Annotated in this window: 17 protein-coding genes; 12 read left to right on the forward strand and 5 right to left on the reverse strand. The window is 71.6% G+C overall.

Features of this window, described 5'->3' with window-relative positions; all coding sequences use genetic code 11:
- The first annotated feature begins 76 nt into the window (after window positions 1–76).
- The 10 genes from dgoD (at window position 77) to sppA (ending at window position 15666) form a co-directional block, all read left to right on the forward strand.
- Window positions 77–1222 (forward strand): galactonate dehydratase, encoded by a 1146-nt coding sequence (dgoD, locus tag AB0G15_RS27190; protein ID WP_362845156.1) that lies wholly within the window; start codon window positions 77–79, stop codon window positions 1220–1222.
- A 165-nt stretch (window positions 1223–1387) separates the two neighbouring features.
- Window positions 1388–2356 carry a sugar kinase gene (locus AB0G15_RS27195; RefSeq protein WP_362845158.1) on the forward strand — a complete coding sequence of 323 codons (969 nt, stop codon included), beginning with the start codon at window positions 1388–1390 and terminating at the stop codon, window positions 2354–2356.
- Window positions 2353–2946: a bifunctional 4-hydroxy-2-oxoglutarate aldolase/2-dehydro-3-deoxy-phosphogluconate aldolase gene (locus AB0G15_RS27200; protein WP_362845160.1), complete on the forward strand. Its 594-nt coding sequence runs from the start codon at window positions 2353–2355 to the stop codon at window positions 2944–2946. Before AB0G15_RS27195 ends, AB0G15_RS27200 begins: the two co-directional genes overlap by 4 nt.
- A 190-nt stretch (window positions 2947–3136) precedes the next feature.
- On the forward strand, window positions 3137–4585 hold the full coding sequence (locus AB0G15_RS27205; protein ID WP_362845162.1) for a choice-of-anchor A family protein: 1449 nt from the start codon (window positions 3137–3139) through the stop codon (window positions 4583–4585).
- Between the two features lie 558 nt (window positions 4586–5143).
- Window positions 5144–5818, forward strand: a complete 675-nt coding sequence (locus AB0G15_RS27210) for a hypothetical protein (protein ID WP_362845164.1) — start codon at window positions 5144–5146, stop codon at window positions 5816–5818.
- Between the two features lie 3 nt (window positions 5819–5821).
- Window positions 5822–7063 (forward strand): copper amine oxidase, encoded by a 1242-nt coding sequence (locus tag AB0G15_RS27215; RefSeq protein ID WP_362845166.1) that lies wholly within the window; start codon window positions 5822–5824, stop codon window positions 7061–7063.
- 384 nt (window positions 7064–7447) lie between these two features.
- The gene (gene glgB, locus AB0G15_RS27220) at window positions 7448–9751 is read left to right on the forward strand and encodes a 1,4-alpha-glucan branching protein GlgB (RefSeq protein WP_362845169.1); all 2304 of its coding nucleotides are present in this window, start codon (window positions 7448–7450) and stop codon (window positions 9749–9751) included.
- A gap of 269 nt (window positions 9752–10020) precedes the next feature.
- On the forward strand, window positions 10021–11619 hold the full coding sequence (locus AB0G15_RS27225) for a glycosyl hydrolase family 18 protein (RefSeq protein WP_362845171.1): 1599 nt from the start codon (window positions 10021–10023) through the stop codon (window positions 11617–11619).
- Between the two features lie 148 nt (window positions 11620–11767).
- The gene (locus AB0G15_RS27230; RefSeq protein ID WP_362845173.1) at window positions 11768–13858 is read left to right on the forward strand and encodes a S8 family serine peptidase; all 2091 of its coding nucleotides are present in this window, start codon (window positions 11768–11770) and stop codon (window positions 13856–13858) included.
- Window positions 13859–13962: 104 nt separating this feature from the next.
- The gene (sppA, locus tag AB0G15_RS27235; protein WP_362845175.1) at window positions 13963–15666 is read left to right on the forward strand and encodes a signal peptide peptidase SppA; all 1704 of its coding nucleotides are present in this window, start codon (window positions 13963–13965) and stop codon (window positions 15664–15666) included.
- Between the two features lie 265 nt (window positions 15667–15931).
- On the opposite strand, the gene AB0G15_RS27240 is transcribed toward sppA, so the two are convergent.
- Window positions 15932–16402: a flavin reductase family protein gene (locus AB0G15_RS27240; protein WP_362845177.1), complete on the reverse strand. Its 471-nt coding sequence runs from the start codon at window positions 16400–16402 to the stop codon at window positions 15932–15934.
- 203 nt (window positions 16403–16605) lie between these two features.
- On the opposite strand from AB0G15_RS27240, the gene AB0G15_RS27245 reads away from it, so the two are divergent.
- Window positions 16606–17238 carry a hypothetical protein gene (locus tag AB0G15_RS27245; RefSeq protein ID WP_362845179.1) on the forward strand — a complete coding sequence of 211 codons (633 nt, stop codon included), beginning with the start codon at window positions 16606–16608 and terminating at the stop codon, window positions 17236–17238.
- 57 nt (window positions 17239–17295) lie between these two features.
- On the opposite strand, the gene AB0G15_RS27250 is transcribed toward AB0G15_RS27245, so the two are convergent.
- From AB0G15_RS27250 to AB0G15_RS27265, 4 genes are all read right to left on the reverse strand, one after another.
- Window positions 17296–18219 (reverse strand): ABC transporter substrate-binding protein, encoded by a 924-nt coding sequence (locus AB0G15_RS27250; RefSeq protein WP_362845181.1) that lies wholly within the window; start codon window positions 18217–18219, stop codon window positions 17296–17298.
- Between the two features lie 36 nt (window positions 18220–18255).
- A complete protein-coding gene (locus AB0G15_RS27255; protein WP_362845183.1) occupies window positions 18256–18927 on the reverse strand; it encodes an ABC transporter permease in 672 nt (223 codons plus the stop codon).
- A gap of 133 nt (window positions 18928–19060) precedes the next feature.
- Window positions 19061–19723 carry an ABC transporter permease gene (locus tag AB0G15_RS27260; RefSeq protein ID WP_362845185.1) on the reverse strand — a complete coding sequence of 221 codons (663 nt, stop codon included), beginning with the start codon at window positions 19721–19723 and terminating at the stop codon, window positions 19061–19063.
- Window positions 19716–20924: an ABC transporter ATP-binding protein gene (locus AB0G15_RS27265; RefSeq protein ID WP_362845187.1), complete on the reverse strand. Its 1209-nt coding sequence runs from the start codon at window positions 20922–20924 to the stop codon at window positions 19716–19718. The genes AB0G15_RS27260 and AB0G15_RS27265 overlap by 8 nt, the downstream gene beginning before the upstream one ends.
- Before the next feature lie 301 nt (window positions 20925–21225).
- On the opposite strand from AB0G15_RS27265, the gene AB0G15_RS27270 reads away from it, so the two are divergent.
- On the forward strand, window positions 21226–23295 hold the full coding sequence (locus AB0G15_RS27270) for a hypothetical protein (protein ID WP_362845189.1): 2070 nt from the start codon (window positions 21226–21228) through the stop codon (window positions 23293–23295).
- The last annotated feature ends 63 nt before the right edge of the window (window positions 23296–23358 follow it).

The raw sequence follows: 23358 nt of genomic DNA on the forward strand, positions 1-23358 counted from the left end.
CGCAGGACTCGAAGCTCCCGGGCTCCGCACGGACGCCGGGAAACTCCCAGGACCCGGAAGACGCGAAGGAAGCGCAGTGAAGATCGAGCGAGTCGAGACCTTCCTCGTCCCGCCGCGCTGGCTCTTCTGCCGCGTGGAGACCGACGAGGGCATCGTCGGCTGGGGCGAGCCTGTCGTCGAGGGCCGCGCCGAGGTGGTGCGGGCGGCGGTGGAGGTGCTCGCCGGATACCTCGTCGGCGAGGATCCCCTGCGGATCGAGCACCACTGGCAGGTGCTCACCAAGGGCGGCTTCTACCGGGGCGGCCCCGTGCTCTCCAGTGCCGTCGCGGGACTCGACCAGGCACTGTGGGACATCGCGGGGCAGGCGTACGGCGCCCCGGTCCACGCGCTGCTCGGCGGCCCGGTACGCGACCGCGTCCGGGTGTACTCCTGGGTGGGCGGCGACGAGCCCGGCGAGGTGGCCGCGGAGGTCGCCGCCCAGGTCGAGGCGGGTTTCACCGCGGTCAAGATGAACGCCAGCGGCCGCCTCTCCCCCCTGCCCACCTCGGCCGAGATCGACGACGTGGTGCGGCGGCTCGCCGCCGCCAGGGAGGTGCTCGGCGACGAGCGCGACGTGGCCGTCGACTTCCACGGCCGGGCGGGCGCGGCGGCGGTCCGCCGCATCCTCCCCGAACTCGCGGCGCTGCGGCCGCTGTTCGCGGAGGAGCCGCTGCTTCCCGAGCAGGGCCACGCCCTGCACGACGTCGTCACCTGCTCGCCGATCCCGATCGCCACCGGCGAGCGGCTGTACGGCCGCGCCGAGTTCCTCGAACCGCTGCGGGCCGGTGTCGCCGTGGTGCAGCCGGACCTCTCCCACGCGGGCGGCATCTCCGAGGTACGCCGCATCGCGGCCCTCGCCGAGACCTACGGGGCCCTCCTCGCGCCGCACTGCCCGCTCGGCCCGATAGCCCTGGCCGCGAGCGCGCAGGTCGCCTTCGCCACGCCCAACTTCCTCATCCAGGAACAGAGCGTCGGCATCCACTACCACGAGGGGGCGGACCTCCTCGACTACGTCGTCGACCCCGAGCCGTTCCGCTTCGTCGACGGGCATCTGCGCCGGATGGACGCCCCCGGCCTGGGCATCACCGTGGACGAGCGGGCGGTCCGCCGCGCCGACCGTACCGGCCACGCCTGGCGCAACCCGGTCTGGCACCACGACGACGGCTCGTTCGCCGAGTGGTGACCGACCGGCTCGCCCCGGTCCCGCCGCGCCGACATCGGCGTCCGCGTCGAGCCGGTGCCCGGCGCCGCGTCCGGCCCGGCCGGCGCGGGACCGTACCCGACTCCGGAGCGGTGGCCTGGCGGTTCACCGCCTCCGCGTTCCACACCGACCTCAAGGACGAATGCCATGCGAATGCCTGATGTCCAGGTATCCGACATCCTCACCCTCGGAGAGACGCTCGTCAGCCTGTACGTGCAGGGGCAGCGCCTCGACAGCGCGTCCTGCCTGGCCAAGTCGATAGCCGGGGCGGAGGCGAACGTCGCCATCGGCCTGGCCAGGCTCGGCGCGCGGCCCGCGATGATCTCGCGGGTCGGTCCCGACCCCTTCGGCGTGGAGGTCCACCGCACCCTGCGCGGGGAGGGCGTGGACGTCGGCCACGTGAAGACGGGCGGGTCCCCGACGGGGATGATGGTCAAGGAGGTGCTCGGCCCGCATCTCACGAACGTGTACTACTACCGGGCCGGATCCGCCGCGACCGAGCTGACCGGCGCCGACGTGCCCGGCGAGCTCGTCGCGGCGGCCCGCCGCGTCCACGTCACGGGCGTCACGCTCGCCCTCGGAGAGGGGCCCGCCGAGGCCGTGCGCACCCTCGTCGGCCTGGCCCGCGACCACGGGGTGCCGGTGAGCTTCGACCCGAACATCCGCCGCAAGCTGTGGACCCTCGAAGAGGCCGCGGCGGCCTGCCGCACGCTGCTGCCGGACGTCGACGACCTGCTCCTCGGCGAGGACGAGGCACTCGCCATCAGCGCGACCACCACCTGCGCGGACGCGCTGAGCGCCCTGGCCGACCTCGGTGTCCCCCGGGTCGTGATCCGTCGCGGCGAGCGCGGGTGCGTCGCCGTCGAGCGGGGCGGTGAGCCGGTCGACCTGCCCGCCCACCCGGCCCCGGCCGTCGTCGACACCGTCGGAGCGGGGGACGCGTTCACCGCGGGCTACCTGTTCGAGCTGCTCCGGGGCCGGTCCTTCGCCGACGCCCTGCGGACCGGGTCGTGGACCGCCGCCCAGGTGGTGGCCCACCGGGGCGACTACGAGGGGTTCCCCCGCCTGCACGAGTACGACGCCTTCGTTTCAGGACAGGAAGGATTCGATCGATGATCGACCTGGTCAGATCCCACCGGCTGGTGGGGATCATCCGCAAGCGGAGCGAGGACGAGGCGCGCGCCGCCGCGACCGAGGTGCTGGCCGCGGGTGTGCGGCTCATCGAGGTCACCATGACCACCCCCGGCGCGCTGCGGCTCATCCGCGAGCTGGCCGGCGCGTGGCCGGACGCCGTGGTGGGCGCCGGGACCGTGCTCACGGCGCGGGCGACGGAGGAGGCGATCGAGGCCGGTGCCCGCTTCGTCGTCGCGCCCAACGTCGACCGCGCCGTCATCGAGGCCGCGCACCGCGGCGGGGCCGCCGCCATGCCCGGGGCCTTCACCCCCACCGAGGCGCTGACCGCGATGGGTTTCGGCGCGGACGTCGTCAAGCTCTACCCCGCGTCCGGGATCGGCCTGGCCGCCTTCGGCGACCTGTCCCGCGCCCTCGACCAGGTGCCCTTCATGCCGACGGGCGGGGTGACCGTACAGGACGCGCCGGAGTGGATCCGCGCGGGGGCGATCGCCGTCGGCATGGGCGACGCCCTCACCCGGGCGAGCGCCGGCGAGCTGGCCGGCCTCCTGACCAGGCTCGGCGGTACGGGGTGATCGGGCGAGCCCCGCGGTGTCATCGACCGGCCGGCCAGGTGTCCGCCCTCTTCCCCCTCGAATCCGAGCCGCACAAATGACGGACACTTGACTTCCCGCGGCGCGTGGAGACTCCCGGAATTCCTAGGCTTGCCGGTCAACGAACCAGGTGAGAGAGGGATCCATGCGCGTCCTGGGCTGTTCCATCTGCTTGAGTGCCCTCGCTCTGAGCGCGGGGGCCCTTCTTCTGAGCTCCGCTTCGGCACGGGCACCGCTCAACCCGGTCAGCGGGAACAACGGTTTCACCGTCGTCGTGGAGTCGGACGCCCGGCTGGCCGGTAACGAGAACGAGGGAACGCTGGCCGTGGGCGGAGACCTCATCCTGACCGGCGACTACCGGATCGCCGGCGCGACGGCGGGCACCTACGTCGCCCCCGGGGACGCGCGGCCCACGGCGCTGGTGGTGGGCGGCCGGGTCGACTTCGCCCAGAGCATCCCCACGGGAAGGGTCCAGGTGCTCTCGAGCGGCTACGTCAAGATCGGCGACCTCTCCGGCACGTTCGTCATGGACACCGACAACAACGGCGCACTCGTCAACACGCGAGTGAACGCGACCGGCGACTACGAGACGCCCTCAAGGGTCGAGTTGACCGTACGCCAGCCCGTCTCCTCTGTCGGCCCTGTCTCGATATTCGACTTCCCCCAGCTTTTCGCCACCTACCGGGAGCGGGCCACGACCCTGGCCCAGTGCGCGAACACCGTGATCCTGGAGAACGCCAACGGGGTGCCCTACCCCGGGGGTGTGATCCCTCCCGGAGCCGACGCCCATGTCAACCTGACTCCCAACGTCACCAACGTCCTCCAGATCAGCGCCGCGAACCTGAGCAACATCGCCAGCCTGACCTTCAACGACCGGCCCGCGGCCACCAGCCCCCTCATGATCGTCGTGGACACGACCGCCGTGGGCGGTGTCTACACCTGGGCACCGCCCAACTTCGCCGGCGTCGGAGCAGAAGAGAGTCCTTTCATCCTGCTGAACTTCCCCGACGCCACCGCCATCAACCTGCCCTCCGGCATGGGGGCCACCATCGAGGGGACGATTTTCGCCCCGTCCGCCGCGCTGGTCGACGAGAACTCCTCCAACATCGAGGGCAACGTCATCGTCCGCGAACTGACCCACGGCACATCCACCGCCGACGGCGGAGAGATACACAACACCCCGTTCAGCACAGAACTCAACTGCGGGGCCCCCACGCCCACGCCCACTCCGACCCCCACGCCTACTCCGACGCCCACCCCCACGCCTACTCCGACCCCCACACCTACTCCGACGCCCACACCTACTCCGACCCCGACCCCCACCCCGATACCCACTCCCATCCCGACACCGACGGTCACCGTCACGGTCACAGTCACCGCCACGGCCACGGCCACGGCCACGGCCACGGTCACGGCGAAACCGGCCCTCACCCGTCCGGGATCCCCGGCCACGGGGCTGCACAGCGGCAGCCACCAGTCGAACTCGCTGAAGCTGAAGCGCGACTCCCGCGACCGGCGCCGGGAAGATCGGTGCCACTGCAGGCGCTGGAAGGGAACGGACCGGTGCCACGGCGAACAGGCGCGGGGATGTCTCCGGCCGCCCAAGGCCCGGGAGGACTGACGGCGCGTCGCCCGGGAGCCCGGAGCGTGGGCCGCCGTGGCAGCATCCCGGCATCCCGGCATCCCGGCGCGCCCGGCCGTGCTCTCCCGAGGCGTCCGGCCGGGCGACGTGACCGGCGCCGTACGCGGCGGGGAGCGGAAGCGTCCGGGCAAGCGGGCGTTCAGCGGGCACCAGAACGGGTGCGCCAGTCTGGTCACGAGGCGTGGCCGTTCACCTCGGTGCGCCGGCCGGGCAGGGGGATCTCCTGGGAGGAGCGGGACCTCCTGCCGGACACGCTTGCGGCGGGTGGGTGAGGAGCCCTCGAGGTTCCCCGGGATTCTCCGCGGTTCCCCCGAGTGCCCCCGCCCGCCCCCTACGCCCCTCGCCCGTCTTCGCCTGCCCGGACCCGGCCGGCGAAGACCCCGGCCCGCCCCGGCACTCCGGGCCCTGAATGCGGACAAAAATCCATTAACGCCAACAAGGTAAACCAAAAGTGCAATACGCCTTTGGACCCGCCGGGACACTCCCCGATCGCTACTCTTCGCAATGAAAAGTCAACGGTGAGTAAAGAGGGCGTTCATGGGGCGAAGACTGATGGTGATGACGGTCGCGGGGGCGGGGGTGGCCGTCGTCGCCGGGGCGGTGCTGTTCCTCTCCGGCGAGCAGGGATCCCAGGCCGCGAGGTCCACCCTGCAGATGCCCGCACAGGAGGACCCGCTGACCGGCCAGGAGGTCGCCCAGGCCACCACGATCGCGTCGGCGGGGTCCAGATCGCACATGGCCGCCGGGCGGATCAAGCTGCTCTACGTGGAGCGCGACGACGACAAGGACTCCTCCGACCGCCGCCGCGCCGACGCGTACCTCTACGACTACGGCAACGACAGGCTCATCGTGCGGACCGTCGACCTCGGCCGGGGCGAGATCGTGCGGGAGACCGTGGCGCGGGGGGTGCAGCCGCCGCCGTCGAGGGAGGAGGAGACGACGGCCGCCGGTCTCCTGCTGTCCCACCCGGGATACGGCAAGCTCACGCGCGACGCGTACGCCAGGGCCGGGGGCGGCCGGTTGCGGTCGGCGGCGGACCTGGGGCTGCGCGGGCTGATCTTCACCCCGTTCGGCGAGAGCGGGCCCGCCAGGGAGTGCGAGGTCCACCGGTGCCTGCGGCTGTTCGTCCGGCTGCCCGACAGCACCTGGCTGGACACCAGCCGGATGGTCGTCGACCTGTCCGCCAAGAAGATCCACACCCTGGAGTGGTAGCCCGTGTTCCTCCGTCTCACCCTCTCCTGCGCCCTGCTCGCCGGAGGGCTCGCCGCACCGCCTTCCGCACCCGGCGCGCCGATACCTCCGCTGCCGCTCACGTCGTCCAGCGCGCCGCCGCCGACCGGCGCCCCGGCGGAGGCGCCGGCGACGGCACCGGGGAGCGCCGCGCGGCCTGCGGCGACCCCCTGCAACGCGCCGTACCGCATCGACAAGACCCTGCCCAACGGGGCGCGCTGGCAGCTCTGCTGGGAGATGCGCAACGTCGAGGGACTGACCCTGACCAGGATCGTCTACACGCCGAAGGGCCAGCGGCCGATCACCGTGCTGCGCAGCACCTCGCTGGCCCAGATCCACGTGCCGTACGACAAGGGCCGTCCCCGCTACCACGACATCGGGTCGCTGGGCTACACCGCCATCCCGCTGCGGGCCGCCGACTGCCCGCTCGGCGAGCGTCGCGAGCAGTTCGTCTGCGTGACGACCAGGGCACGCGGCCACGCGTACCTGAAGGCGCTCCCCGATCAGCTGAACAAGACGGCCCAGGGACGTGACCTGGTGGTGTTCGCCGCCTTCCAGGTCGGCTGGTACACCTACCTGGCCGAATGGGCCTTCTCCGACGACGGCGCGATCACCCCGCGGGTGGGGGCCACCGGGTCGCTCGCCGGGTTCACCACCACGCCCGAGCACGGCTGGCCCATCGGGGTGGGCGCGAGCGGGTTCGAGGCGAGCCATACCCACAACATCTTCTGGCGCCTGGACTTCGACGTGGCGGGCCGGGCGGACGACGTCGTGGAGCAGTACGACTTCAGCGGCTCCGGCACCGCGAGCCGGAAGATCCTGCGGACGGCCTTCACGGCGGAGGCCAGGTCCGTCAGCAGGCCGATGCGCTGGTGGCGGGTGGTCGACAGGAAGGTGCGCAACGCCGACGGGCACCGCGTCTCCTGGGAGATCAACAACTCCGACACCGCCCAGTACCGGGGCCCCGCGGACGAGGCCTTCACCCGGGCCGATCTCTACGTCACCGACTACCGCTCCTGCGAGCGGCTGGCGACGGTCAACCCCGCTCCCGGGTGCGCCCGGTCCGTCGACCGCTACACCAACGGGGAACGGCTCGCCGACCCGGTGCTGTGGGTCAACGTCGGCTACCACCACGTCCCCCGCGACGAGGACGCCGACCCCATGCCGAGCCACTGGCAGGGGTTCCGCATCACCCCGCGCGACGTCACCGCCAAGAACCCGCACTGACCGCGCCCGGCCGTCCCCCGGCCGTGTCGTTCCCAGTCGTTCCCAGTCGTTCCCGGTCGTTGCCGGCCGCACCGTTCCCGGCGGCCGCCGGCCGCGCCGTTCCCGGCCGTTCCCCGTCCTCTTCGTTCCCGGCGGTCGCCGGCGTTCCGGCCGTGGCGGGAGCCACGGTCGCCGGCGGCGGCCCGAACCCGCGCACAACGCCGTCCATGATCGGATACGGTCGGCGAACGGCGGTGTGACCGGCCCCACATAACCGACAATCGTGACTTTCATCTCGCTTGGATCCGCACGTTTTACCAACACGCATGGTGATAGCGGACAGGGGCATGGGATGGGTCACCCGAGTAGGGCAAGGTAGGGGCTATCGATCTACGGGAGTAAGCCATGAACGCGCACTTGGACCTGGACCGGCTCGCGGGCGGAGCGCACCACGATCCGCACTCGATCCTCGGGTCGCACCTGGGTCCCGAGGGCGTGACGATCCGGACGCTGCGGCCCCTGGCGCAGAAGGTCGAGGCGCTCGTGGACGGCGGGGCCCACGACATGAGGCACGTGGCCCACGGCGTGTTCGCGGTGACCCTGCCCGGGGTCGACAAGATCCCCGACTACCGGCTCCGGATCACCTACGCCGGTGCCGAGCCGTACGAGACCACCGACCCATACCGGCACTGGCCCACGCTGGGCGAGGTGGACCTGCACCTCATCGGCGAGGGGCGCCACGAGCGGCTCTGGGAGACCCTCGGCGCGCGGGTCATGCGGCACGAGGACGTGGACGGCACGGCCTTCGCCGTGTGGGCTCCCAACGCCCGCGGCGTCCGGGTCATCGGCGACTTCAACCACTGGGAGGGCGGCGCGCACCCCATGCGCTCGCTCGGCAGGTCGGGCGTGTGGGAGCTCTTCATCCCCGGTCTCGGCCCCGGCGACCGCTACAAGTTCAGCATCCTCGGCGCGGACGGGGTCTGGCGGGCCAAGGCCGACCCGATGGCCCGGCGCACCGAGGTGCCGCCCGCGACCGCCTCGGTGATCGAGAAGTCGGAGTACGTCTGGCGGGACGACGAGTGGATGCGCCGCCGCGCGGGCGGCGACGCCCTGCGGGAGGCGATGAGCGTCTACGAGGTGCACCTCGGCTCGTGGCGGCCCGGCCTGTCGTACCGGGAACTCGCCGTCGAGCTGGTCGACTACGTGGTGGACATGGGGTTCACGCACGTGGAGCTGATGCCGGTGGCCGAGCACCCGTTCGGCGGCTCCTGGGGTTACCAGGTGACCTCCTACTACGCGCCGACGTCCCGCTTCGGCTCTCCCGACGACTTCCGCCATCTGGTCGACAGCCTGCACGAGGCGGGCATCGGGGTGCTGGTCGACTGGGTGCCCGCCCACTTCCCGATGGACGACTGGGCGCTGGCCAGGTTCGACGGCACCCCGCTGTACGAGCACGCCGACCCCGCGCGGGGCGAGCACCCCGAGTGGGGCACCTACATCTTCGACTTCGGCCGCAGGGAGGTGCGCAACTTCCTGGTCGCCAACGCCGTGTACTGGCTGCGCGAGTTCCACATCGACGGGCTGCGCGTCGACGCGGTCGCCTCGATGCTCTACCTCGACTACTCGCGGCGCGAGGGCGAGTGGACGCCCAACGAGTACGGCGGCAGGGAGAACCTCGACGCGGTCGCGTTCCTCAAGGAGATGAACGCGGTCGCCTACCGGGAGGCGCCGGGCATCATCACCGTCGCCGAGGAGTCGACCGCGTGGCCGGGCGTCTCCCGGCCGGTGCACCTGGGCGGTCTCGGCTTCGGGTTCAAGTGGAACATGGGCTGGATGCACGACACGCTCGCGTACCTCAAGCACGAGCCGGTCTTCCGCCAGTACCACCACCACCAGATGACGTTCTCGCTGATGTACGCGTACTCGGAGAACTTCACGCTGCCGCTCTCGCACGACGAGGTGGTGCACGGCAAGGGGTCGCTGCTCGGCAAGATGCCCGGCGACGAGTGGCAGCGGTTCGCGAACCTGCGGGCGCTGTTCGCCTTCATGTGGGCCCACCCCGGCAAGCAGCTGCTGTTCATGGGCGGCGAGTTCGGCCAGGGCTCGGAGTGGTCGGAGGAGCGCGGGCTCGACTGGTGGGTGCTCGACTTCGACGGGCACAGGGGGGTGCAGCGGCTGGTCCGCGACCTCAACCGGGTCTACAAGGAGTCCCCGGCCCTGTGGAGCGTGGACGCCTCCCCCGACGGCTTCCGCTGGATCGACGCCGACGACGCGCTGGGCAACGTGTTCTCCTTCCTGCGCTACGCCGAGGACGGCTCGGTGGTGGCGTGCGTGGCCAACTTCTCCGGCGCGCCGCACGACGACTACCGTCTCGGGCTGCCCTTCCCCGGAGCGTGGGAGGAGGTGCTCAACACCGACGCCTACGACTACGCGGGCAGCGGGGTGGGCAACCTCGGCACCGTCGAGGCCACCGAGGAACCGCGGCACGGTCTCCCGTACTCCGCGACCCTGCGCGTCCCGCCCCTGGGCGCCCTGTGGCTGCGCCACCCGGGCGAGCTCGCACCCGCCGTGGACGAGCGCGCGGTGGAGATCGTCGAAGCCGCGGAGCGGGAGCTCGTACGGGAGCGGGTGGTGAGCGAGCTGCCCGTCGCGGACGTGCCGAGGGGGCCGGAGGAGCCGGAGGAGCGCAGGGAGGCCGAACCGGCCTGACCCGGTCCCCGGCTCTCTGACAGGGCCTTTGACTCTCTGACGGGCCAGATGCCGAAACGGGCCGGCCGCGCGGGCGCGCGACCGGCCCGTTTTCGCGTTCCGCGCCGCCGGCATCCGCGCCGCCGCCCGCCCGACCGAAAACCTTAAATCGGCCTTATATCCACGAACAAGGCATTGACCGTCGGCGAACGAGAACCTACGCTCAGAAAACTAATAGGAAACTTTCCTATGAATACGGGGACTTGGCACTCTCTGACCTGGAGCGACCCTTGCGACGAATTACCATCGGCTCCTTCATCGCGGCGGCAGCGCTGCTCGTCCCCCTGGGGATCGGCACGGCGACGGCCGCCACACCCGCCACCGCGACCTACTCGACGACTTCGAACTGGGGCTCCGGTTTCGAGGGCAAGGTCGTCGTGAAAGCCGGGACGAGCGCGCTGACCAGCTGGAAGGTCGAGTTCGACCTGCCCTCCGGCACCTCGATCAGCTCGTCCTGGGACGCCGACCTGACGAAGAGCGGCAACCACTACACCTTCGTCAACAAGTCGTGGAACGGCGCGCTCGCGGCGGGCGCCTCGACGAGTTTCGGTTTCAACGGCGCGCCCGGTGGCATCACCGGCGTGCTGAACTGCAAGCTCAACGGCGCCTCCTGCGACGGCGGCGGCACCCCGGACCCGACGCCCACCCCCACGCCCACGGTCACCCCCACGCCGACCCCCACCCCGACGGTCACCCCCACCGTCCCGCCGCCCGGCGGTAAGAAGATCGTCGGATACTTCACCCAGTGGGGCGTCTACGCCCGCAACTTCCACGTGAAGAACCTGGTCACGAACGGCTCCGCGTCGAAGCTGACGCACATCCTGTACGCCTTCGGCAACACCACCGGCGGCCGGTGCACCATCGGCGACTCCTACGCCGACTACGAGAAGGCCTACACCGCGGCCGACAGCGTCGACGGCGTGGCCGACACCTGGGACCAGCCGCTGCGCGGCAGCTTCAACCAGCTCCGCAAGCTGAAGAAGGCCTACCCGAACATCAAGGTCATCTGGTCCTTCGGCGGCTGGACCTGGTCCGGCGGCTTCACCCAGGCCGCGCAGAACCCGGCCGCGTTCGCCGACTCCTGCTACAACCTGGTCGAGGACCCGCGCTGGGCCGACGTGTTCGACGGCATCGACGTCGACTGGGAGTACCCCAACGCCTGTGGCCTGACCTGTGACAGCAGCGGCCCGAACGCCTTCAAGAACATCATCTCCGCGCTGCGCACCAAGTTCGGCCCCAACGCCCTCGTCACCGCGGCGACCACGGCCGACGGCTCCAACGGCGGCAAGATCGACGCCGCCGACTACGCGGGTGCCATCAACAACCTGAACTGGCTCATGCCGATGACGTACGACTACTTCGGCGCCTTCAACGCCCAGGGCCCGACGGCTCCGCACTCGCCGCTGACCTCCTACCCCGGCATCCCGCAGGCCGGGTTCAACTCCGACGCGGCGATCCAGAAGTTCAAGGCCAAGGGCATCCCGGCCGGCAAGCTGCTGCTGGGCATCGGCTTCTACGGCCGCGGCTGGACCGGCGTGACCCAGGCGGCTCCGGGCGGCTCCGCCACCGGCGCGGCCCAGGGCACCTACGAGGCGGGGATCGAGGACTACAAGGTCCTCAAGACCAAGTGCCCGCCCACCGGCACCGTCGGCGGCACCGCCTACGCCTTCTGCAACGGCAACTGGTGGAGCTACGACACCCCCTCCACCATCGCCGGGAAGATGACCTACGCCAAGAACCAGGGTCTGGGCGGGGCGTTCTTCTGGGAGACCAGCGGCGACACCACCAACGGTGAGCTGATCACCGCTATCTCCAACGGCCTCAAGTAATATTCCGACCACTCGACCCTCCGTGTGCGCTACGCCGCGGGGGGTCGAGCTTTTCTCCGAAGATCCTCCAAATCTGGGGCAAAGTATTCACGCGGCGCATACGGCTGCTTAGACTCCGAAACGCCCGTTTGATCCCCCCGGAGGACGTGTGCGACTTCGAGCTCTCGTGGCCATGGCGTTGGTTCTCACCATCGCGCCCGCGGTACCCGCCCTCGCCGAGGACACACCGGCGCCACCGGCGGCCTCCGCGAGCGAGAGCCCGCCTGTGAGCCCGCCCGCGGTCCCGGACGGCGGGTCCGGAGGGACGGAGGGCCAGGAGACGCCCGCCGCCACCCCGGCCCCGCCCCCCGCCGACGCGACGCCCCCACCGGCGCCTCCGCTGCCGAAGCTGGAGGCGGGACTCGCCTCCGACGGCGACGGGGCCCGGGTCATCGTCGAGCTGGCGGCCCCCGCGGAGGCGGCGCCGGTGGCCGGGGAGGCGCGGCAGCTGCCCGACGCCCAGGTCGTCCTCGAACCCGCGGACACCTCGTTCATCGTGGTCGAGGGGACCGGTGACTCGCTCGCCAAGCTGGCCGAGGACCCGCGCGTCCTCTCCATCCGCCGCGACCGCACGTACTCCCCCACGTCGCTGAAAGCGCTGAGCTCGGGCTCGCTGGCCACCAGCCTGCAGGTGATCGGCGCCGACAAGGCGCACGCCGCGGGGACCAGGGGCGCGGGCCAGACGATCGCGATCATCGACACCGGGATCGACGCCGCCCACCCCGACTTCGGGGGCAAGGTCGTGGCGCAGGCCTGCTTCTCCGCGACGGACGACGGCGCGCAGTCCCTGTGCCCCAACGGGCAGACGAGCGACCCCGGGTCCGCCGACGCCAACACCGCCGCCTGCGTCCACGAGCAGGTCAACCTGTGTGACCACGGCACCCACGTGGCGGGGATCGCCCACGCCGTCGCGCCCGACGCGGACATCGTGGCGATCCAGGTCTTCAGCAGGATCAACGACTGCGCCGACGAGGGCGGGGTCTGCCTGACCGCGTTCGAGTCCACGATCCTGCTCGCCCTGGAGCACGTCGCGAAGCTCAAGGAGGAGGGCAGGAACGTCGCCGCGGTGAACCTCAGCCTCGGCGGCGGCCTCTACGAGGGAACGTGTGACGCCGAACCCGAACTGTCGGCGATGAGGAGCCGGATCGACGACCTTCGTGCCAAGGGCGTGGCCGTCGTGGCCGCCGCGGGCAACGAGGGCGTGCCCGGCGCCGGGGCTCCCGGCTGCTTCTCCGGCCCGGTGACGGTGGGCGCGACGGGCGACGACGACACCGTCCCCCACTGGTCCAATTACGGCTCCGTGCTCGACCTCTTCGCCCCCGGTCTCGAGATCGAATCCGCGGTGCCCGGCGGCGGCCACCAGGTCTACAGCGGGACCTCGATGTCCACCCCGTTCGTCACCGGCGCCCTGGCGCTGATGGCCCAAAAGGCCCCGGGCACCCCGGACGCGCTGGCCGAGCAGCTCGAGAAGGCGGGCCGGCCGATCACCTACGGCACGGTGACCACCCCGCGCCTCGACCTGAACGCCGCGATCGCCGGGGGCACCCCCGGCCCGCCCGTCACCCAGACTCCTCCCGTTCCCGAGGACCCCCCCGCCGGCTCCGACGACCCGTCCGACGAGCCTACGGAGGAGCCTTCCGACGAGCCCTCGGAGGAGCCCAGCCCCGAGCCCAGCTCGGGTCCCTCCCCCTCGGCCACGCCGAGCGACCCGGTGCCGACGCCGATCCCGCTGCCGACGGTGACGATCACCGTGACCGTGACCGTCCCCCCGACGAAGACGACGGCGCCCGCGGTGTGCACGCGCGGCAAGTCCACGAAGACGCTGAGCGCCGCGCAGTGGGCGGTGGAGGCCACCCGGGGCAAGGGCAAGATCTCGGACGCGACGCTCGGCTGCTACCTCGGCATGGTGACCAAGGCCAGCAAGGTCTTCGCCGAGGTCACGCCCGCCTCCACGCCGGCCGGCGTGTACAAGGTGCTCAAGCCCGCCAAGAAGACGGCGAAGGCAAAGCTGGAGAGCGAGCTGCTGGCCGCCTGGCTGAACTGGGCGAACGGCGGCGTGAACTTCACCGCCAAGATCAAGGAGACGGCCACCCTGAAGACGGTCCTCACCTCGGTGGAGAAGGCACGCCTGAAGGGCAGCTCTCCCGCCGCGTCCACTGCGATGCTCAAGAAGCAGGTGAACGCCCGCCGAACCGCGTAGTGCCGCGCGGGCCCCGGGGGTCGTGCGGACCCCCGGGAGCCGGAAAACAGGTGGACGCTCGCCGAACCGCATAAGCCCGGTATGTGTCGCTTAGGGTGAGGGGCATGGACGCGACCAAGGTGATCATCGACAGTGTCGACCGATTCAAGCAGCGGCGTACCGCTCCACTGGTCCTTGAGCTCGACCTCACCGAGGGCCTGACCGACGGCAGTCCCCCGGCGGATCCGCTGAGCGCCGTCCTGGCGATGCGCAAGACGAGCCTGACCGACGTGCTGGCCGGGCTCAAGCGCGCCAGGAAGGACGACCGGGTCAAAGCGCTGATCGTCAAGATCGGCGGCCGGCCGCTGGGGCTCGCGATCGTCCAGGAGCTCCGCCAGGCAGTGATCCACTTCCGGGCCTCGGGCAAGCTGACCGTCGCGTTCGCCGAGACCTTCGGCGAGCTCGGCGGGGGCACCGTCCCCTACTACCTGGGCAGCGCCTTCGAGCGGGTCTACCTCCAGCCGTCCGGCGACGTCGGGCTGACCGGTGTCGCGATGGAGCAGCGCTTCCTGCGGGGCGCGCTGGGCAAGCTCGGCGTCGAATACCAGATAGGCCAGCGGCACGAGTACAAGACGGCCGCCAACACCTTCACCCAGGACCACATGACCGAGGCCCACCGCGAGTCGATGAGCCGCATCACCGAGTCGATCACCGAACAGGTCGTGGCCGGCGTCGCCGAGGGGCGCGGCCTCGAACCGGCCAGGGTGCGCGAGCTCATCGACCAGGGCCCGTTCATCGGCGCCGAGGCCGTCGAGGCCGGTCTCGTCGACCGGCTGGCCTACCGCGACGAGGTCTACGACGAGGTCAAGGAGGCCTTCGGCGACAACACGCTGCTGCTGTACGTCGGCCGCTACGCCAAGGCGCTGTCCGCCAGGAAGCTCCCGCACCCCGGCGAGCAGACCGTCGCCCTGGTCCGCGGCAACGGCCCGATCCGGCTCGGCCGCAGCGGCCGCAGCCCGCTGGGCGGCGGTGGCGCCATGGGCTCCGACACCATCTGCGCCGCCCTGCGCGCGGCCCGTCGCGACGACCACGTCAAGGCGGTCGTCTTCCGGGTCGACAGCCCCGGCGGCTCGTACACGGCCTCCGACGCCATCTGGCGCGAGGTCGTGCTCACCCGCAAGGCGGGCAAGCCCATCGTGATCTCGATGGGCGACCTGGCCGCCTCCGGCGGCTACATGGTCTCGATGGCCGCCGACGCGATCGTGGCCCAGCCGGGCACGCTCACCGGCTCCATCGGCGTGTTCGGCGGCAAGGCGGTCATCGGCGGGCTGCTGGAGAAGATCGGCGTGTCCTCCGAGACCGTCGGCGAGGGCGCCAACTCCGGGATGCTCTCCCCCACCAACGCCTTCTCCGAGGCGCAGTGGGCGCGGGTCAACGCCTGGCTCGACCGGGTCTACGACGACTTCGTGAACAAGGTCGCCGAGGGTCGGGGCCTGTCCCGCGAGCGGGCCCACGAGCTGGCCAAGGGCCGGGTCTGGACCGGGGCGGACGCCCTGGAGGGCGGCCTCGTCGACGAGCTCGGCGGCCTGGAGGACGCCCTTGCCCTGGCCCGCAAGAAGGCCGGGCTGCCCGTCGACGCCCCGGTGCGCGTCTACCCCAAGCTCAGCCCCCTGGAGCGGCTGCGTCCCCCGGAGTCCAGCGAGGACAGGACCGCCGCCACGGCCCGGGTCCGCCTGGAGGCCTGGGGCCCCATCGCCCACCTCGCCGGCGAGCTGGGCCTGCCGTCGTACGGGCCGCTGATGCTCCCGGGCTCCTGGACGATCCGCTGACCCTGTTCTCCCGCGTTCCCTGACTCTTCCCGCACTCCCCGGTGATGGCCATCGCGTCCGGACGGCACGTCCGGCGCGGCGGCCTCGCGCGGAGCCCTGGGCGGAACGGCCACCCTGATCAGGAGGCCTTCGCCGGAGGGGCGGCTCCCTTCACGCGAAGAACCGTCCTCCGCGTGAAGGGCCGTCCCTCCGCGTGAAGGGCCGTCCTTCCACGTGGAGCCGTTCCCTCCTTGTGAAAAACGGGAGCGGTGTCCCGCTGGACGGGTCAGCGGTAGCGGCTCCGGTAGCGGGCCAGCGGCAGGACGGAGGCGTCGACGTAGTCGACCCCGAGCACCTTGGCGATGAAGATCGTGTGATCCCCGGCCGGGACGACCTTGACCGTCTCGGCCTCCAGCGCGGTGACGCCGCCGTCCACGACGAGGGCCTCGCTCAGCTCACCCCGGTGGTGCGGCGTGCCCGCGAGCAGCAGCCTCGCACCGGGACGGCCCGCGGTGGCGAAGCGGCTGGCGATCGCCTTCTGTCCCGCCGACAGCACGCTGGCGGCCCAGCGGTCGTGCCGCAGCAGCAGCTCGTTGAGGTATCCGGCGTTGTCCAGGCTCACCATCACCAGGGGCGGGTCCAGCGACAGCGAGGTGAAGGTGGCGACCGTCACCCCCACGTCATCGCGCCCGTCCTTCACCGTGACGACCGTCACACCGGTCACCACCTGGGCCATGGACTCGACGAACTCGTTCATGCGGCCATCATCCCGGAACCGGGCGGGTGCCCGGCCCGGCGCGGTGTGCTCCGGATCACATGATGCGCTCCGGAGTACACCGAGCCACGGACCTCGTCGCTCCCTCCCGCGACAGACCGCCTTCCGCCCCCTCACCACCACCGGCTCGGGGCCGCCCTGAAGCCGCCCCGCCGGTACGAACGAATTTTAAGTAGCGTGAAGTGATGTTCTTCGATCCCGTACCAACGGAGCAGGAACCCTCCTTCGACCGGCCCGAGCTTCCTCCCTGGTCCGCGCCCCCCTCCGTGGAGGCCGGGGCCGTGCTCGCGGTCGAGCGGGTGGTGGCCCGCAGTCCGAACGTCGTGGTGTTGCTCCCGGCGATCCGGGTCTTCAGCACCGGCTGCATGCTGGAGGTGGAGGTCGTGTCCCGGCAGGGTGACCTGTCGGCCCAGGACTGGTGGTACCTGCACATGGGCGGCTCCCCGTTCGCCCAGGCTGCCGGGCCGCGCGGCGCGGATCAGCCGCCCGACTCGCTGCTGCGGCTGGGCGTGCGTTTCGCCGACGGCGCGAAGGCCACCACCGTCGAGCAGCTGCGGAACAGGATGAGTCCCTTCGGCGAGCCGCCGGCCGGCCCCACGCTGGCCTGGTCGCCGGTCGGCAGCGGCATGCGAGGCGGCGAGTTCGGCTTCAGCGATTTCGGGCTGTGGCTGTGGCCGCTGCCCCCGGCCGAGACCTTCGAGTTCGCCGTGGAGTGGCCGCTGGGCGGCATCGAGCTGACCATCGTCGAACTCGACGGCGCGGCGATCGTGTCGGCCGCCGGCCGCTCAGCGCACTACTGGCCCGACGACGACCTGTGAGAACGCCGGAAGGCGGGTGGACGTCCACCCGCCTTCCGTTGGTACCACCGATGAAACCTAGAGCAGGCCGTTCTGGGTGAGCCAGTCCTTGGCGACCGCCTCCGCGTCGTCCTTGTCGACCGCGACGCGCTTCATCAGCGCGACCAGGCCGGCGGTGTCGAGCTTGGCGGAGACCGCGTCGAGGGTCGTCTTCACCGTGTCGTTCACGCCGGCCTTGTTGACCAGGGGCGCGATGTTCTCCGCGGCGAAGGCGCTCTTGTTGTCCTGGAGGGAGACCAGGTCATTGACGATGATCTTCGGGTCGGTGGTGAAGACGTTGCCGACCTGGACGGTGCCGTCCTTGATGGCGTCGGCGGTGGCGTCGCCGGTCTTCTTCCACTCCTTGAACTCCAGGCCGTAGGTGTCCTTGAAGTTCTTCTCCTGGCGGGTCTGGAACTCCGGCGGGCCGCCCACCGAGTAGTTCTTGGCGACCTTGACCAGGTCCTCGATCGTGGTGAGGCCGTCCTTGGTGGCGGTCTCCTTGGTGACGGTCAGCGAGTTGTTGTCCTCGGCCGGAGCGGGGGTGAGGACCTCCAGCTCGGCGGGGAGCTTCTCCTTGAGACCGGCGACGACGTCGTCCTTCGACTTCGCCGTGGTCGTGTTGTCGACGAAGGCGAGGAGGGAGCCGATGTACTCCGGCAGGATGGTCAGGCCACCACTCTTGACCTGGTCGTACAGGACCTCGCGGCTGCCGATGTTGAACTTCTCCTCGACCTGCACGCCCTTGGCCGCCAGGGCCTGGGAGTAGATCTCGCCGAGCAGGACGTTCTCCGGGAAGTTGGCCGACCCGATGACGACCTTCCCCCCGGCCGCCGGCGCCGAGCCGGACCCGGCCGGAGCCGGGGAGGCGGAGGCGCTGGTGAGCGGGTCTCCGCCGCCGCACGCGGTAAGTGTGAGCGCCGCGGACAGGAGGACCGCCGCGGTGCCGATCAGGCGCTTCATGGTGCTATTCCCTTCCAAAACGGGGGGTAGAGAAGACTATCTGATGGTCTGGCGCTCGCTCACCCCCGGGGAGACCGTTACGCGCTGCACCAGAGTGAACCCGAGCTGGACGAGAAGCGCCAGCAGTGCTACGAGGACCGCCCCGCCGATCGTGCTCGGGAAGTTCTTGGTCGCGAGACCGTCGATGATGAAGCGGCCGAGGCCGCCCAGGCCCACGTAGGCGGCCACGGTCGCGGTCGCCACCACCTGGATCGCGGCCAGGCGCAGGCCCAGCAGGATCAGCGGCAGCGCGACCGGCACCAGCACCCGGCCGAGGACCTGCCCGCCGCGCAGGCCCATGCCGTACGCGGCGTCGCGCAGGTCGGGGTCGACCCCGCGGATGCCCTCGTAGGTGTTGACCAGGATGGGCGGCACGGCCAGCGCCACCAGCGGGATGAGCACCGGCAGGATGGTGCCGACGCCCATGAACAGGACGATGAGGACCAGCAGGCCGAGCGTCGGCAGGGCGCGGGCCGCGTTGGCGGTGAGGATGACGAGCATCGCGCCCCTGCCGGTGTGGCCGATCAGCAACCCCAGCGGGATCGCGATCAGCATGGCGAGCAGCAGCGAGAGCCCGGCGAACTCCAGGTGTTCGAGCAGCCGGTTGGGAATCCCGTCGGGTCCCGACCAGCTGGCCGGGTCGCCGAAGAAGTCGATCAGCCAGTTCACACGGCCTCCTCTGCCCGCGACCCGATCAGCCAGGCCACGCGAACGGCCGGAAACCCGCTCCGCCGATCCGTACGAACGGCCCTGAACCCGCTCAGCCGGTCCACGCGAACGGTCAGGGACCCGATCAGCCGGTTCACGCGGACCCCCTTGCCCTCGACCACGGGGTGAGCAGGCGTTGCGCCAGGATCAGCAGCAGGTCGGCGATCCCCGCGAGCACCACGACCAGCACGATACCGACGACGATCGGGGTGTAGAACTGCCGCTGCCAGCCGTCGATGAACAGGTAGCCGAGCCCGCCCCTGCCGACCAGCGCGCCGACGCTGACCAGGCTGACGCTGGCCACCGTGGCCACCCTGAGCCCGGCCAGCACGACCGGTACCGCGATCGGCAGCTCGACCTGGAGCAGCCTGCGCAGCGGGGTGAAGCCCATGGCCACCGCGGACTGCCGCACGTGGTCCGGGACCGAGGTCAGCCCGTCGACGACCGCGGGGATCAGCACCGCCATGGCGTAGAAGGTGAGCGGGACCATCACGGTCGTCCGCGTGGCGAGGCCGGTGATCGGGATGAGCACGATGAAGACGGCCAGCGAGGGCAGCGAGTAGATCACGTTCATGACGCCGACGGTCGGCTGGTAGAGCCAGCGCCACCGCACCCCGGCCAGCCCGAGCGGGAGCGCGATGACCAGCCCGATGAGGATCGGTACCAGCGCCATCACGATGTGGTCCTCGAGCAGGCCCTGGATCGTGGGCCAGTTGCGCCCGATCCAGTCCCAGCGGACCAGCGGTTCCTCACCCATCGACACCTCCCGCGAGTCCGTCCGCGCCTCGGGCGGGTCCGTCCGCGCCCCCTGTGGAGCCGCCCGCACCTTCCGCCGGGGCGTCGGCGCCCCGCGCCGGTCCGCCGGCGCCTCCCGCGACCCTGGTGAGCGCCTTGTCCAGTGACTCGCGGGTGGCGACGCCCACGGCCCTGCCCGCCCCGTCCACCGCGACGGCGTGGCCCGAGGGGGACAGCAGCGTCGCGTCCAGCGCGGCGCGCAGCGAGTCGCGCCCGCTGACGAAGGTCCCGTACGGCGCGAGCTCCACATCGGCGAGGGTGCCCGGCTCGGGCAGGTCCTTGACGGCGGCCCAGCCCAGCGGGCGGCCGTCCTCGTCCGTCACGGCCAGCCACGGCTCCCCGGTGGCGCGCGCCGCGACGGCATCGGTGGTGGCGGGCACCAGCAGGTCGGTACGGAGCCGCACCCCCTCGTCCGAGACGAACGACAGCCGCCGGATGCCCCGGTCGCGGCCCAGGAACTCGCGGACGAAGTCGTCGGCGGGCCGGGCCAGCAGCGTCGCGGGGTCGTCGAGCTGGGCCAGGTGGCCCCCGACGCGGAGCACGGCCACCCGGTCACCGAGCTTGACGGCCTCGTCGATGTCGTGGGTGACGAACACGATGGTCTTGTTCAGTTCGGCCTGGAGCCGCAGGAGCTCCTCCTGCAGGCTCGTACGGACGATCGGGTCGACCGCGCTGAACGGCTCGTCCATCAGCAGCACGGGCGGGTCGGCGGCGAGCGCGCGTGCCACGCCGACGCGCTGCTGCTGCCCGCCGGAGAGCTGGAAGGGATAGCGGTCGGCCATCTTGAGGTCGAGCCCGACCCGTTCGAGCAGCTCCATCGCCCGGTCGCGCGCCTTCTTCTTGTCCCAGCCGAGCAGCAGGGGCACCGTCGCCACGTTGTCGACGATCTTGCGGTGCGGGAAGAGCCCCGCCTGCTGGATGACGTAGCCGATGCCCCTTCGCAGTGTCGGCGGGTCGATGGTCTTGACGTCGACGCCGTCCAGGAGGATCTGGCCCTCCGAGGCGTCGATCATTCGGTTGATCATGCGGAGGGACGTCGTCTTACCGCATCCCGAGGGACCGACGAAGACGGTTATCTCCCCGGTTGGCACCTCAAGGCTCAGATTGTCCACGGCGACGGTCCCGTCGGCGTAGCGCTTGGTGACACCGTTGAATGTGATCATGCGCAACCTCTTGTTTTCGCAGGGTTACGGCCCCCCTGCCCCAACCGTCCCCATGATCCCGCACGGGTCAGCCTATGCCCCACTTCTCCGATCTGTCTTCCAGGCTTTCCCGAACCTGCTCCGAAGCAGATCCACAAGTGTATTTCTCAACAAAAGGGCATTGAGTAGTGCGGGAGGTGCCCATGACTTGACATGATTACCCACATCGCTGGAGTCGATCCCTCTGGCACCGTACGTCACAGGCCTCACAGCCGCCCCGACTCTCCACCACGCTCGCCGAACCACCAGAGGAACCGGTCCCGTGACTCAACCGCTCCTCGGTCAACGCTCGCGCGTCGAACTCATCGCCGAGCTCTATGACCGCCACGCAGCAGGGCTGTTCGCCTACTCCCACGACCAGCTGGGCAACGCGGACTCGGCCTCCGACGTCCTGGTGGCCGTCCTCTCTGGCGTCTCGGACGCCGAACCGCCGCGCGCCGCGCTGTACGCGCTCGCCCGCCGCGAGATCTTCCTGCGTGACATCGTCTACTCGCCCCCCGCCGTCGGTCTCGACCCGGCCGCGGCCCTCGTCGAGCGCGTCCTGGGCGACCTGCGCACGCACCAGCGTGAGGTGCTGTACCTGTCGGGCGTGTGCGAGATGGACGCCTCCGAGCTTTCGTGGGTGCTCGACGTGGCCGTCGACACCGCCGACGAGCTGACGGTGAGCGCCTGCCGCCGCTTCGCCCAGTCGCTGGGCTACGCCCTGGCCTCGGCCAGGGTCCCCGAGAACATGACGGAGGTGTTCGGCGCCCTCGCCGTCGCCCCGGTCCGCGACGTGCTCAACCTCGCCCCCTGGGCCACTCCCCCGGTGGGACTTCGCGCCGCCGTGCTCGGGCCCCAGGCGCCACCCGCCGTTCCTGTCGCCAGACGGTCGATGTCCCCGCTGGTCAGGCAGCTGTGGCCGACGACGCCCGCGTGGCCGCTGCCGCTCGCGGAGACCGGCGTCCCGGCCGGTCCGCCGATCGGCGCCTCGGCCTTCCCCGTCCCTGACCACATGGCGGAGGACCGCTTCCCCGATCCCTTCGCACCGCGGGATCCCGACGCCGTCTCCACCCACGAGGCCACCACGGAGCCGATGCCCAGGCTCGGCGACTCGGTGCTCACCGCCCTGGACACCGCGGCCCTGCGGCCGCGCCGCCGCCTCCAGCGTCCCCGGCCGCGCCGGGCGGCACCGCTGTCGGCCCCGATCCCCGGGGACGTGCTGGACGACGCCCCCGGGCGGGAGGACTTCTTCCGCCCGCTCACCCCGGAGGCACGGGCGGCCCGCGTCCACACCGACAGGCTCGTCGCCGCCGCCCCCCGTACCGAGACGCCGGCCGCCGACCACATCGAGACCCCGGCCTCCGGCCACACCGGGACACCGACCGCGGATCGCACCGGGACGCCGGCCGCGGAGACGCCGCGGAGGCCGGTTCCCGCCGCCGAGACCCCCCGCACCCCGCTCACCGTCGTCCCGCCCCTCGGGAGCCCCGGGCACCCCGGGAATCTCGGAAACCCCGGGCACCTCGGCGACGTGCTGGGCGACGGCCTCGGGGACGTGCTGGACGACGCGCGTCCCCTCCCCGGCTGGCCCCTGCAGACCGACCAGCTCGACGCCCTCGCCGACCGCGAGCACCACCGTCCCGCTCCCGCGCCCTTCCCCGCGCGAGAAGCCGGGCGGCACGCGTCCACCGCCGACGACCGCCCCCGGCTCTCGCTCCCCGTCTGGACCGCCCGGACGGAGAACCCCCCGCCTCCGGCGGAGCGCGCCGAGCCCCCGCTCCCCGCCCCGGCCCCCCCGGCCGCCGGTCCGGCCGGACCCTCCGCCGTCGACTGGTTCGCCGACGCCCCTCCCTCCGGCGCCCGGACCCGTGAGACCCCGACCACCCTTCCCGTCTGGTCCCCCCGGACCGACCACCTCCGCACCCCCGCCGGTCGCGCCCAGTTGCGTCTGCCCCGCTGGGTCATGCGCGAGGACCAGCCCGGCGACGCCCCCGACCGGCCCGCCCCGCCGAACCACACCCTGACGCCGTACGACGCGCCGCCGGACGACGCGGCGACCATGCCGGGGAACGGGTTCGCGGCCATACCCCCGGCACCTCCGGCACCCCCGACATCCCCGGCCTCCGAGCCGTTCGCACCGTACCCGGCGCCCGGGGAGACCGGTACGGCGCTCTCCCCCTCCGGCCGGACCCTGTCCCGCAGGCGCGGGGGGGACCGGGCACCACGCCGCCACAAGGCGATGAAGAACGCGACCCATCACGACTGGGCCTGGGAGGTGATCGGCTTCGTCATCGCGGTGACGATCGCCATGATCGTCTTCTTCGCGGTACCGATGATGACCACCCCGTAGGACCTCCGGAACCCCCGGGCCCCTTCCGTACCGCCGCCCGGCCGCGCCGGTGGTGCCGGGCGC

Source organism: Streptosporangium sp. NPDC023825 (assembly GCF_040639575.1).
In the GTDB taxonomy this organism is placed as follows: domain Bacteria; phylum Actinomycetota; class Actinomycetes; order Streptosporangiales; family Streptosporangiaceae; genus Streptosporangium.